Here is a 13080-nt window from a genome sequence, read left to right as displayed (position 1 = left end):
ATTTATATGTTTTCTGAAATCTTATAACGTTCTTCGTTGTTTTTTGTTCTTAAAATTATTTCACCAAGAAATCCTGCTAAAAATAACTGTGTTCCTATAATCATTGATGCTAAAGCAATGTAAAATTGTGGTCGATTTGTAATTAATCTACTTGTTTTATGAATAAACATTTTATCTATTCCTAAATAAAGTGCCAAGCAAAATCCAATTAAAAACATTATCGTTCCTAATAATCCAAACAGATGCATAGGTCTTTTTCCAAATTTTGAAATAAACCAAATCGTAATTAAGTCAAGAAAACCATTAATAAAACGACTCATTCCAAATTTTGAATTGCCATATTTTCTTGCTTGATGAATTACTATTTTTTCACCAATTTTTCCAAATCCAGCATTTTTTGCTAGAACTGGAATATAACGATGCATTTCACCAGAAACTTCTATATTTTTTACAACGTTGTTCTTATAGGCTTTTAAACCACAATTAAAATCGTGCAATTTTACACCAGAAGTTTTTCGTGCTGCCCAATTAAATAGCTTAGATGGAATGTTTTTAAATACAACAGAATCATACCTTTTTTTCTTCCAACCCGAAACTAAATCATAGTTTTCCTTGATAATTAAATAATATAATTCAGGAATTTCGTCTGGACTGTCTTGCAAATCTGCATCCATGGTTATGATTACATCGCCTTTTGCTCTAGCAAAACCAGCATGCAAAGCCTGACTTTTCCCATAATTTCTTAAAAAACGAATTCCTTTTACGTTTTCATCTTTTTTAGAAAGTTGCTCGATGGTTTGCCAAGAATCATCAGTGCTTCCATCATCTATAAAGAGTACTTCATACGAGAAATTATTCGTATGCATGACGCTCACAATCCATTGATGTAACTCTGGTAAGGATTCCTGTTCGTTTAATAAAGGAATTATTATGGATAAATTCATTTAGAATTGTTCTTTTGGTTTGCTTTTAAAAATTGCAGCGAATATTAATCCAAAAATCGAACTGATTGCAATAGCAAAAGCACTACCTTTTATTATTTGAAAAACATCAAATTGATTAACTTCAGAAATTTTTTGAACAGCTTCTTTAATTGAAGCATTAGGAGCGCCCATTTTTTTCATCATATTAACCTGGAACTCTATTAAGTTTTCTTGGATTGTATCTTTAGCTCCTGGATCTATAACATTAAATAAAAGAACTTCAAATATCGTTGCTAGCACTATGCAAATTGTAAAACATATAAAATATGTCGTAAAAGCATCTTTAAATGAAAACATGTTAATTAATTGATTCTTTGTTTTGTTTAATAAAATTACTGCAATTACAACATAAACAAGTAATTTGATTGAACCTACCCACATATTGGTAAATAAAGCTATGTCATACACATACATAAAAGATGTAAATGCTATTGAGAAAACCCCAGCGTAAATTCCAAAAGTGATTCCGTTCTTTTTAATAGTTTCGTTCATGGTTAGTTTGTTTTTTAATTAATGTACAAATATAGAAATAATAAAGTTTACCTATATATGTGACAAAAAAATAAAAAAAGTTACAGAAGTGCTTGTAAATTGAAAATTAAGTGTAAATTTGCACTCTGAAAATAATAAAGATTATAAACAAAAAGTTATAGACGTTTATACCTTTTTCAATAAAAAGAGAAAGCATCAGGACGGTTTATAGCCAACAAATAAAAAAAGATTTACAAAGATGAAAAAAGGAATCCACCCAGAAAATTACAGATTAGTAGCTTTCAAAGACATGAGTAACGAAGATGTATTTATTACAAAATCAACAGTTGAAACAAAAGAAACAATTGAGCACGAAGGTGTTGAATATCCAGTTTATAAAATGGAGATTTCTAGAACTTCTCACCCTTTTTACACAGGTAAGTCTAAACTTATCGATACTGCAGGACGTATTGATAAATTCAAAACTAAATATGCAAAATTCGATAAAAAATAATCGAAATTTTTCTAAATATTCAAAACCTTCCAATTTGGGAGGTTTTTTTATGGAATAAATTGTAATTTTGGGTTTTAATAAATCAACCATGAACTATATACTTTTTGACGGAACTGTTCGTAATACATTACTCCCTTTTACATTCACAAGACCAGTAGCTGATATTCGCGTTGGGATTTTAACCATTAGAGAAAAATGGGAAATGTATTTAGGACATACAACTACTACTTTAACCGAAGAATATTTAATGGAAAAATTTCCAATGGTTGAAATGGAAGAAAACGTTATGATTAATGCTTCCTTTTTACCTAATGAGGTTTTAGTGGAAATGATTTCGAATTTAGAAAACAATCAAGCTATTGTTTACCAAGAAGAGATTGTCGCTTTCTTTACGACAGATACACAAGAAGAAGTTGATTTTGATAAATATGATTTAATAGAGTATGAGGGAGATGTTATCCAAATTCAGAACACTTGGGATATTTTTGAGAAAAACGATATAGCCATTCGAGAAGATTTTGATTATTTAACACAAGATAGAAAGTCATTGCCTATTCCAAAAAGTGTAAATGTAATTGCTTCAGAAAATATTTTTATTGAAGAAGGAGCAAAGCTTGAATTTGTAACTTTAAACGCATCAACTGGTCCAATTTACATTGGAAAAAATGCAGAAATTATGGAAGGTTCTGTAATTCGTGGACCTTTTGCACTTTGTGAAGAGGCTCAAGTAAAATTAGGATCTAAAGTATATGGAGCAACAACTGTTGGTCCACATTCAAGAATTGGTGGAGAAGTTAATAATTCTGTTCTTTTTGGGTATTCAAACAAAGGCCATGATGGATTTTTAGGAAATTCAGTTCTAGGAGAATGGTGCAATATTGGAGCAGATTCAAACAGCTCAAACCTTAAAAACAATTATGATGAGGTTCGACTATGGAGTTATGAAACGGAAGGTTTTGCTAGAACCGGATTGCAGTTTTGTGGTTTAATGATGGGAGATCATTCAAAATGCGGAATTAACACAATGTTTAACACTGGAACAGTAGTTGGAGTTTCAACCAATATATTTGGTTCTGGTTTTCCACGTAATTTTGTGCCAAGTTTCTCTTGGGGTGGAGCTTCTGGATTTACGACTTACATTACGAAAAAAGCATTTGAAACGGCTAAAATCGTAATGGGAAGAAGAAAAGTTGACTTCACTGAAGAAGATGCCAAAATAATGGAGCACATTTTTGAGGAAACTAAAAAATTTAGAAAAGAATAGGTATGTTAGGATTAATATTTATTTATTGGATAGGAAAGTATTTTTATAGATTGGCAGAAAAATTCAATCAAAATAAATGGTTGTTTGCCATATTAGGAGTAGTTGTATATTATTCAAGTCAATTTTTTTTTGGAGTTTTGATAGCAATTTTCAATGAATATTTGGTTTTAGGTTTAGACTTAGATAATGTCTTTCTTGTTCTAATTGGAATTCCTATTGGGCTTTTGTTTACTTATCTTTTTTATTTTTTACTAGATCGAAACTGGAAGAAAAATGAGGTTCAGTATAAAGAAACTATTCAAGATATAGGTAGCGAATAAATTAATTTAAAAAGTTTGAAATTAATAACCAATTCAAATTAATTAAATAAATCGTAATAAAAAGTAATATCAGTAAAAAACTAGTTTTAATAATTGCTTTTTGATTTCTTATCTTATTTTCTAATTGAAGTTTGGTTCTAATTTTTCGTAATAATTCTGGAGATGCTTTTTTATGGTCAATAATAATTTCTCGATGATTAGAAGTGTTTTTTAATTTTTCTAATTTAGAAATTCTTTCACGTCTATTGTTTTTAATAGAAGCAACCATACTTGATATTGCACCACCACCTGACATAACCTTAAGTTTGATAATTATACGCATTAAATTATAAAAAGTTACATATTTAATATGCGAATTTGCGGTTCTTTAATTTTTACCTAAATTTGCAATCTCAATTTTTTGACAACGATTTCATTAATTGAACTTACTTATGGAAAATAAAAAAAAAGTCGCATTCTACACTTTAGGATGCAAATTAAATTTCTCCGAAACTTCAACTATAGCGAGAAATTTTCAAGATGAAGGATTTGAACGTGTAGATTTCGAAGAAGTAGCAGATATGTATGTTATCAATACTTGTTCAGTTACCGAAAATGCCGATAAACAATTCAAACAAATAGTAAAAAAAGCTTTAAAAGTCAACGACAAAGCATTTATTGCAGCTGTTGGTTGTTATGCACAATTAAAACCAGAAGAATTAGCTGATGTAAATGGTGTTGATTTAGTTTTAGGAGCAACAGAAAAATTCAAAATTATTGATTACATAAACGATTTGTCTAAAAATGACATGGGTGAAGTACATTCCTGCGAAATTGAAGAAGCTGATTTTTACGTAGGAAGTTATTCGTTTGGTGATAGAACTCGTGCATTTTTAAAAGTGCAAGATGGTTGTGATTATAAGTGTACTTATTGTACAATTCCATTAGCAAGAGGAATTTCTAGAAGTGATACTATGGAAGGTGTTCTAAAAAACGCATCAGAAATTGCTGCTAAAGGAATCAAAGAAATTGTTTTGACCGGTGTAAACATAGGTGATTACGGAAAAGGCGAATTCGGAAATAAAAAACACGAACATACTTTTTTAGATTTGGTAACCGAATTAGATAAAGTAGAAGGAATTGAACGTTTGCGAATTTCATCCATAGAACCAAATTTATTGAAGAATGAAACTATAGAATTGGTTTCAAAATCAAGAGCATTTGTACCACATTTTCACATTCCCCTACAATCTGGAAATAATGAAGTTTTAAAGAAAATGAAACGTCGTTATATGAAGGAATTATATGTAGATAGAGTGAATAAAATCAGAGAAGTAATGCCTCACGCTTGTATTGGTGTAGATGTAATTGTTGGTTTTCCCGGTGAAACAGACGAACATTTTCTTGAAACCTATCATTTTTTAAATGATTTAGACATTTCTTATTTACACGTTTTTACTTATTCTGAAAGAGATAATACAGAAGCGGCCGAAATGGATGGAGTAGTGCCAAAGAATGTTCGGGCAAAGAGAAGTAAAATGCTAAGAGGGTTATCGGTTAAGAAGCGTAGAGCTTTTTACGAAAGTCAAATTGGGACAAATAGAACTGTTCTATTCGAAAGCGAAAATAAAGAAGGATACATTCATGGATTTACCGAAAATTACGTCAAAGTAAAAACTCCTTGGAATCCTGAATTAGCAAATACACTACACGAAATTAAATTATCAAAAATTGATGATGATGGAAGTGTAAGACTTGAGTTTTTATCTATTGAGGTTTAAGAAACTGATAAATTATTATAAAAAAAATGCTCTTAATTAAAAGAGCATTTTTTTATGTTTTATATTTTCAATCCAGGTGGGAGTAATTCTCTGTAACGTCTGTTTTTTCTAAAAAACTTTATAAGTCTTAAGTTTGTTGGTACAACCTTCAATTTTCTTTCTTCAGCAATTGCTAAAACATTTCTAATAAATTCATCTTGTATTTCAATGTCAAGATTTTCGTTTTCGCAAAATTTTGTTAGAAAAATTTTACGGTCTTGTAATGAATATTCAATGGCAACTAAACCGGTGTCTGTTGTAATTTCAAATTGTCTTAAAAGTTCGTTATCTTTGATTTCCATTTTAAATATATATTGTTTTACAAAGTTACGAAACTTTTTCACATATCCCATGAGTAAGATACCAGTTTATTTAATGCCAGGTTTGGCTGCGAGTTCAACTATTTTTGAACACATAAAATTGCCCGTAGAAAAGTTTGAAATTTTTTATTTGGAATGGTTTTTGCCATTAAATAAGGAGTCAATCGAAGCGTATGCTTTTCGCATGACTAAAAAAATAAAACATAAGAATCCTGTGCTAATTGGAGTTTCTTTTGGCGGAATTATAGTGCAAGAAATGGCATTGCTAATTGAAACAAGAAAAGTAATTATTATTTCGAGTGTGAAATCAAATGCAGAATTGCCCTTGCGAATGAAAATTGCAAAGTCAACAAAAGCCTATAAAGTTATTCCAACTCAGTTGGTCTCAAATATTGATGCACTAGCAAAATATGCTTTTGGCGAGAATTTAGTCACAAGACGTTTAAGGATGTATGAAAAATATTTACAAATGCGTGACAAAAAATATTTGGATTGGGCAATAGAAAACGTAATTTTATGGCGAAGAACAAAACCTGATGAAAATGTTATACATATTCATGGTGATGCAGATGCAGTTTTTCCAATAAGACACATCAAAAATAGTATTGTAGTAAAAGGTGCAACGCATATTTTGGTAATAATGAAGTATAAATGGTTAAATGAAAATTTACCTAAATTAATTTTAAACAATGATGAAGATGAAACAGAAATTTAAAAAAGCATTACAAATAACCGGAATTATTGCGATAAGCAGTTTGTTTATTTATGCAGCTTCTACTACAATTGCTAGAACTAGTCCAACAGTGCCTTATCCTTCAGAAATGAATTTTTCTGGAGAAACAGTTCCAACAACAGATAATGATGTAAGTGAGCGTTTAGATAGAGAAATGGTTACTAATATGAATTATCATTCAAATACTACCTTGGTAATTAAAAGGGCAAATAAAGTATTTCCTATTATTGAGCCTATTTTAAAAAGAAATGGTGTGCCAGATGATTTTAAATATTTAGCTGTAATTGAAAGTAGTTTAGTAAATGCAGTCTCACCAGCTGGAGCAAGAGGTGTTTGGCAATTTATGCCAGCAACCGCAAAAGAGTATGGGATGGAAGTTACAGATCATGTAGATGAGCGTTACCATTTAGAAAAGTCTACAGAAGCAGCTTGTAAATATTTAAATGATGCTTACAAGAAATTTGGAAACTGGACATTAGTAGCGGCTTCTTATAATGGAGGAATGGCTGGAATCAATAGAGTTTTAGAAGCTCAACAAGTTTCAAGTTATTATGATGCTTTATTCTATGAAGAAACTGGTCGTTATGTGTTTAGAATATTGGCTTTAAAAGAAATTATGAAAAATTCTCCAAAATACGGATTTGATATTCCTCAAAATGAATTATACGTAAACGTACCAACAAAAAAACTTAATATAGATAGTTCGATAGATGATTTAGCTTTGTTTGCATTAGAGCAAGGAACAAATTATAAAACGTTAAAAGTTCTAAATCCTTGGCTAAGAGATAAAAAACTTACTGTTTTAAGCGGTAAAACTTACTTAATAGAAGTGCCGGAATAGATTTTCGGATTTCAGATATTAGATTTTCAGACAAAAATAGAAATCATTGCCGTTCGGCTTTAGCCAACGGATAATAAAGAATAAAAAAACCACAAACTAGTTTATCTAATTTGTGGTTTTTTATTAACCGAATAATCTAAAAATCTAACTATCAAAAAATCTAAATTTTCTTCAATTGTTGTTTCAACATAACAATCTGTTCTTTCAACATATTGTGTTTGTCTAGCTTCTTAGCTTCGTTTAAGTATTTAGTAGCTTCCATTTTTCTTCTTTTTGTTAAAGAAATTCCGGCTAATTGCAGTTTAGCTAGGGCTAAATCTTGATCCATACTTAAACCTAATTCAATAGCTTTCTTGAAATATTTTTCAGCTAAAGTTAAGTTTGTTTGCGAAACCATAATCCCGTTAAGGTAGTTATAGTACCCTTGTTGTTTCTTTACTAGTGCAGTTTCTGGGTTTTTTATTTTATCTAACCAAGCCTTTGCTCCATCCATGTCTTGTTTTCTTAATTTCAAGAAAGCCAATAGAATCAACTCATTCTTGAAATATAAGAAGATAAATATTGTGGAAAAAAGGAGTAAGAAAATTCCGTTTCCAATATTACCTTCTATAAATTGATATATGGCGAAAGCAATTATTAAACCTGCTAAAATTAATTTGATAATCTTGTTAAACATACTGTATTTTTTAATTTGAAACAAAGGTAATAAATTCTAACTAAAAAATATTTTAAAAACTACTTGTAAATGAAAAAAGACTTTGTATATTTGCACTCGATTTATAGGAAGCTATAACAAAAAAATAAATATAGATTTTAAAGATATAAAGCAATGAGCAAGAGAACGTTTCAACCATCGAAAAGAAAAAGAAGAAATAAACACGGGTTTATGGATAGAATGAGTACTCCAAACGGAAGAAAAGTCCTTGCACGTAGAAGAGCAAAAGGAAGACACAAGTTGACTGTATCTTGCGAACCAAGACATAAAAAATAATGATTAGCTACTAATCAATATTAAGCCGTTACTTTTATTAGTAGCGGCTTTTTTTTAAACTTGTTTATAAAATTTAATAAGTTTTTGAAGCTATTTCCTGCTATTCGTTACAATCTTTTTATTTTTAAGAAAAAATAAAAAGGATTTCCACTGCTATCAGGGCTAGAATGTTTTCTTAAACAACAACATACAACTAAAACAACAATAACACAATGCCAAAAGACAATTCAATCAAATCGGTTTTAATTATAGGTTCAGGTCCAATTGTAATCGGACAAGCTTGTGAATTTGATTACGCAGGTTCACAGTCAGCACGTTCTTTACGTGAAGAAGGAGTTGAGGTTATTTTGATAAACTCAAATCCTGCAACCATCATGACAGATCCTTCAATGGCTGATCATGTGTATTTATTACCTTTAACTACGAAGTCATTAATTCAAATCTTAAAAGAACATCCACAAATTGATGCAGTTTTGCCAACAATGGGTGGACAAACAGCTTTAAACCTTTGTTTGGAAGCTGATGATAAAGGAATTTGGAATGATTTTAATGTAAGAATGATTGGTGTTGATGTAAATGCTATCAATATAACTGAAGATAGAGAGAAATTTAAACAACTTTTAGCTAAATTAGGAGTTGGAGCAGCACCTGCAAAAATCGCGACTTCCTTCTTACAAGGAAAAGAAATTGCGCAAGAATTCGGTTTCCCCTTAGTAATTCGTCCATCCTTTACTTTAGGCGGAACAGGAGCAGCATTCGTTCACACAAAAGAAGAATTTGACGAAAAACTATCTTATGGTTTAGAAATGTCTCCAATTCACGAAGTACTTATAGATAAAGCACTTTTAGGCTGGAAAGAATACGAATTAGAATTACTTAGAGATAAAAACGATAACGTAGTAATTATTTGTTCTATCGAAAACATGGATCCAATGGGAATTCATACTGGAGATAGTATAACCGTTGCTCCGGCAATGACTTTGTCAGATTCAACTTATCAGCGTATGCGTGATATGGCTATCTTAATGATGAGAGCTATTGGGAACTTTGCTGGTGGTTGTAATGTGCAATTTGCAGTTTCACCAGATGAAAAAGAAGATATAGTGGCTATCGAAATAAATCCAAGGGTTTCTCGTTCATCAGCTTTAGCTTCAAAAGCAACGGGTTATCCAATTGCAAAGATTGCTACAAAATTAGCTTTAGGATATCATTTAGATGAATTACAAAATCAAATTACAAAATCTACTTCGGCTCTTTTTGAACCGACTTTAGATTATGTAATCGTTAAAATACCGCGTTGGAATTTTGATAAATTTGAAGGAGCAGACAGAACTTTAGGACTTCAAATGAAATCGGTTGGTGAAGTTATGGGAATCGGACGTTCATTCCAAGAAGCCCTTCATAAAGCTACTCAGTCGTTAGAAATTAAACGAAATGGGTTAGGAGCTGATGGGAAAGGATATAAAAACTACGAACAAATTATTGAAAAACTAACTTTTGCAAGTTGGGACAGGGTTTTCGTGATTTATGATGCTATTGCGATGGGAATTCCATTAAGTAGAATTCACGAAATTACTAGAATTGACATGTGGTTCTTAAAACAATATGAAGAGCTATTTCATATAGAAAGAGAAATTTCAAAATATAAAGTAGATACTTTGCCAAGAGAATTGTTACTTGAAGCAAAACAAAAAGGGTATGGTGATAGACAAATTGCTCACATGATGGGTTGTTTAGAAAGTCAAGTTTATAAATTACGTGATGAACAAAACATCAATCGTGTTTTTAAATTAGTTGATACTTGTGCTGCCGAATTTGAAGCCAAAACACCTTATTATTATTCAACTTTTGAAGCAGAAATTGAAAAGCCTGACGGAACAAAGTATGTTGATAACGAAAGTATAGTAACGGATAAAAAGAAAGTGATTGTTTTAGGTTCGGGACCAAATAGAATCGGACAAGGAATTGAATTTGATTATTCATGTGTTCACGGAGTTTTGGCTGCGAAGGAATGTGGTTATGAAACTATTATGATCAACTGTAATCCAGAAACGGTTTCTACGGATTTCGATACAGCTGATAAATTGTATTTTGAGCCTGTTTTTTGGGAACATATTTACGATATCATTCGTCATGAAAAACCAGAAGGAGTTATAGTACAATTAGGTGGACAAACGGCATTGAAATTAGCCGAAAAACTATCAAAATACGGAATTAAAATATTAGGAACTTCATTTGACGCTTTAGATTTAGCAGAAGATAGAGGTCGTTTTTCTGAATTGTTAACCGATTTAAAAATTCCTTTTCCAAAATTCGGAATTGCTGAAAGCGCTGAGCAGGCTTCCATTTTAGCAGATACATTAGATTTCCCATTATTAGTTCGTCCTTCTTATGTTTTAGGTGGACAAGGAATGAAAATCGTAATCAACAAACAAGAATTAGAAGAACATGTAATTGATTTATTAAAGTCAATTCCAGGTAATAAATTACTTTTAGACCATTATTTAGATGGAGCTATAGAAGCAGAAGCTGATGCCATTTGTGATGCTGATGGAAATGTATACATCATTGGAATAATGGAGCATATTGAGCCTTGTGGTGTGCATTCTGGTGATAGTAATGCAACTTTGCCACCTTTTAATTTAGGTGAATTTGTAATGCAACAAATAAAAGAGCACACACATAATATAGCAAGAGCTTTAAAAACAGTTGGACTAATTAATGTTCAATTTGCCATTAAGGATGATGTGGTTTACATTATTGAAGCCAATCCAAGAGCTTCTAGAACGGTGCCTTTTATAGCTAAAGCTTACGGTGAACCTTATGTAAACTATGCTACAAAAGTAATGTTAGGGCATAATAAAGTTACTGACTTTACATTCAATCCACAGTTAAAAGGCTTTGCAATTAAGCAGCCAGTTTTCTCTTTTAGTAAGTTTAAAAATGTAAACAAAGCTCTAGGGCCTGAAATGAAATCAACTGGAGAAAGCATCTTATTTATAGATGATTTAAAAGATGATCAATTCTATGAATTGTATTCAAGACGAAAAATGTATTTGAGTAAGTAGTAAAAACAAAAAAGTCCTCTAAATTGAGGACTTTTTTATTATAGTCTAAAAAAATGTGCGAGTAGCTCTTAAATAATTTTTTTAAATTTTTATTGATTGAAATACATTACTTGCTAAAATAAAATACAGTCAAAATCCGGAGTAGTAAAGGTTTTTTCGAAGGAAAAACCAAGCCCAAGCATTTGTGCAAAAACGTTGCTACTCAATGGCTAATTTTTCCATAAACTTGCTAGCATTGGCAATTATAATATTACTGTAAAAATGAAAATATTATGCAATCCAGTCAACTGTTGTTTTTTCGTGCTTTTAATTTTCCTTTTTAGAGCCGCTTACAATTCTTGAAATTATTCCTTTTTGATTTGTAAATTCTGCTACGAAAACACCAGCTACATGGATTATGATAAAACCAACTAAGTAATAAATACTAAGTACATGGATTTCTTCCATTGGTTTTTTTAATTCTTTTGATCCAAATTCTATTATTAGTCCAGTAACCAAAGATATAACAACACAGAGATAAAAAATGATATATGTCCATTTTTGAAATTTCTCTTTTATAGATAGATTTTTAACAAGAGGATTTTGAAACTTCATATGTCCAAAAAGTGGAAGTATAAAACGCAAACTAAATAGGCCAGTTAAGACATAACCAATGTAAATATGCCAATTCCACATAGGTTGTCTTATCTTTTTTGCTAAAACGATTAGTTGGTCTTGAGATAAAACCTGGTCAGTACCACTCAAATAATTTTGTATGATGGCTGCAATATTATTTTTATTCATCCACGTTAATCGCAAAAAAATAGTAATTAACAAAAGCAGTAATGAGAAGGCTATTGTCCAATGAATTATTCGATATATTTTTGAATACTTTATATTTTCCATAAGGTTTGTTTTTAGCAGGAATTTCTATCTTACTTATCACAAATTTACGATAGGACTTTAATTCAAAGTATGACTTTTATCACATTTGTTTTTTTTGTTGGTGGAAAGTAATAGCTTTTTTTAAGTGCTGATTATTTTGCTGATTTAAACTTGTGGGTAACGTTTTTCAATTAGACTTCAGCAACTTTGATTAAAGATTGACTACAATAAATATACACAAATTTACGATCGTTGAGGTTTTTCCGAAGGAAAAACCAAGCCTTTGTGGTTTTTGATAACCGTTGTTGTGCGACGTTTTCTTATTTGTCATAACCATATTTCCTTTCCCATTCTGAATTATCAATATTATTTATTTCGGTTTCCCATTTTTTATTGAGATAATCAACATAAAAATATATTGAAATTGTATAAACTATTATAGAAATAATAAGAGTAATTAATCTTTGTTTATATTTAAGTAAGTAGTTTTCACGTTTAAGTTGAATTAAACTTAAGCCAATTTTCCAATTACTCACTAACAAAAAAGGTGTCATTATAAAAATATAAATTATAGTAATAATTGAATAAGATTCTGTTAAGTTTTGATGTCTTTTTTCCTCAACTTTTTTGTAATATTCTTCAGCTTTTTCTAATTCAGAGTCAAAAAAGTCTTCTTGTTGCTTTTCAGATATATTTCTAACCAATAATTCATTTTTAGCTTGAAGAATTGCTTCTTTCTGCCATATCTTTTCTGAAGAATTAGCTATTATTATAAGCTCTTCAGTTGTCTTTTCCTTTATTGGTGGTTTGAAGGTTTTGTCTTGTCCTGAAATAGGTTGACCTTTTTTAGTGATTTTTATTGATTCAAATTTAGTTAAAAGTAATTGAACAATTGCTGTTTTTTTTAGTAAA

At 30.4% G+C, this 13080-nt stretch carries 15 protein-coding genes; 8 read left to right on the top strand and 7 right to left on the bottom strand.

Translation table 11 applies throughout. The features are described 5' to 3' along the window. Positions 1-2: 2 nt before the first annotated feature. A complete protein-coding gene (locus tag G507_RS0107565; protein WP_026716935.1) occupies positions 3-944 on the bottom strand; it encodes a glycosyltransferase family 2 protein in 942 nt (313 codons plus the stop codon). Then, positions 945-1475: a DUF4199 domain-containing protein gene (locus tag G507_RS0107560; RefSeq protein WP_026716934.1), complete on the bottom strand. Its 531-nt coding sequence runs from the start codon at positions 1473-1475 to the stop codon at positions 945-947. A gap of 238 nt (positions 1476-1713) precedes the next feature. On the opposite strand from G507_RS0107560, the gene G507_RS0107555 reads away from it, so the two are divergent. From G507_RS0107555 to G507_RS0107545, 3 genes are all read left to right on the top strand, one after another. Then, entirely contained in the window at positions 1714-1968 is a 255-nt protein-coding gene (locus G507_RS0107555; RefSeq protein WP_026716933.1) for a type B 50S ribosomal protein L31, read from the top strand. A gap of 88 nt (positions 1969-2056) precedes the next feature. Then, positions 2057-3232: a GlmU family protein gene (locus G507_RS0107550; protein WP_026716932.1), complete on the top strand. Its 1176-nt coding sequence runs from the start codon at positions 2057-2059 to the stop codon at positions 3230-3232. A gap of 2 nt (positions 3233-3234) precedes the next feature. Continuing rightward, the gene (locus G507_RS0107545) at positions 3235-3552 is read left to right on the top strand and encodes a hypothetical protein (RefSeq protein WP_026716931.1); all 318 of its coding nucleotides are present in this window, start codon (positions 3235-3237) and stop codon (positions 3550-3552) included. Position 3553: 1 nt separating this feature from the next. Here G507_RS0107545 and G507_RS0107540 read toward each other — a convergent pair whose 3' ends face one another. Next, a complete protein-coding gene (locus G507_RS0107540; protein ID WP_157496516.1) occupies positions 3554-3874 on the bottom strand; it encodes a hypothetical protein in 321 nt (106 codons plus the stop codon). 109 nt (positions 3875-3983) lie between these two features. Between G507_RS0107540 and mtaB the strand changes: the two genes are divergently transcribed. Then, on the top strand, positions 3984-5312 hold the full coding sequence (mtaB, locus tag G507_RS0107535; RefSeq protein WP_026716929.1) for a tRNA (N(6)-L-threonylcarbamoyladenosine(37)-C(2))-methylthiotransferase MtaB: 1329 nt from the start codon (positions 3984-3986) through the stop codon (positions 5310-5312). A 59-nt stretch (positions 5313-5371) separates the two neighbouring features. On the opposite strand, the gene G507_RS0107530 is transcribed toward mtaB, so the two are convergent. After that, on the bottom strand, positions 5372-5653 hold the full coding sequence (locus G507_RS0107530; protein ID WP_026716928.1) for a GNAT family N-acetyltransferase: 282 nt from the start codon (positions 5651-5653) through the stop codon (positions 5372-5374). Positions 5654-5702: 49 nt separating this feature from the next. Between G507_RS0107530 and G507_RS0107525 the strand changes: the two genes are divergently transcribed. Then, positions 5703-6386 (top strand): alpha/beta hydrolase, encoded by a 684-nt coding sequence (locus G507_RS0107525; RefSeq protein ID WP_026716927.1) that lies wholly within the window; start codon positions 5703-5705, stop codon positions 6384-6386. After that, positions 6370-7245 (top strand): lytic transglycosylase domain-containing protein, encoded by an 876-nt coding sequence (locus G507_RS0107520; protein WP_026716926.1) that lies wholly within the window; start codon positions 6370-6372, stop codon positions 7243-7245. The genes G507_RS0107525 and G507_RS0107520 overlap by 17 nt, the downstream gene beginning before the upstream one ends. A gap of 160 nt (positions 7246-7405) precedes the next feature. Here G507_RS0107520 and G507_RS0107515 read toward each other — a convergent pair whose 3' ends face one another. Next, positions 7406-7921, bottom strand: a complete 516-nt coding sequence (locus G507_RS0107515) for a hypothetical protein (protein WP_026716925.1) — start codon at positions 7919-7921, stop codon at positions 7406-7408. 153 nt (positions 7922-8074) lie between these two features. Between G507_RS0107515 and rpmH the strand changes: the two genes are divergently transcribed. Further along, positions 8075-8236, top strand: coding sequence for a 50S ribosomal protein L34 (gene rpmH / locus G507_RS16585; protein WP_035665819.1), 162 nt, complete (start codon positions 8075-8077; stop codon positions 8234-8236). Between the two features lie 212 nt (positions 8237-8448). Continuing rightward, positions 8449-11304: a carbamoyl-phosphate synthase large subunit gene (carB, locus tag G507_RS0107510; protein ID WP_026716924.1), complete on the top strand. Its 2856-nt coding sequence runs from the start codon at positions 8449-8451 to the stop codon at positions 11302-11304. A gap of 306 nt (positions 11305-11610) precedes the next feature. On the opposite strand, the gene G507_RS0107505 is transcribed toward carB, so the two are convergent. Then, entirely contained in the window at positions 11611-12189 is a 579-nt protein-coding gene (locus tag G507_RS0107505) for a cytochrome b/b6 domain-containing protein (protein ID WP_026716923.1), read from the bottom strand. A gap of 299 nt (positions 12190-12488) precedes the next feature. Next, positions 12489-13080, bottom strand: a 592-nt coding sequence (locus tag G507_RS17755; RefSeq protein WP_035665817.1) for a hypothetical protein, incomplete at its 5' end; no start/stop codon positions are given.

The organism is Flavobacterium gelidilacus DSM 15343 (assembly GCF_000422685.1).
Taxonomy (GTDB): Bacteria; Bacteroidota; Bacteroidia; order Flavobacteriales; family Flavobacteriaceae; genus Flavobacterium; species Flavobacterium gelidilacus.
This window is presented reverse-complemented; position numbering and strand designations above follow the sequence as displayed.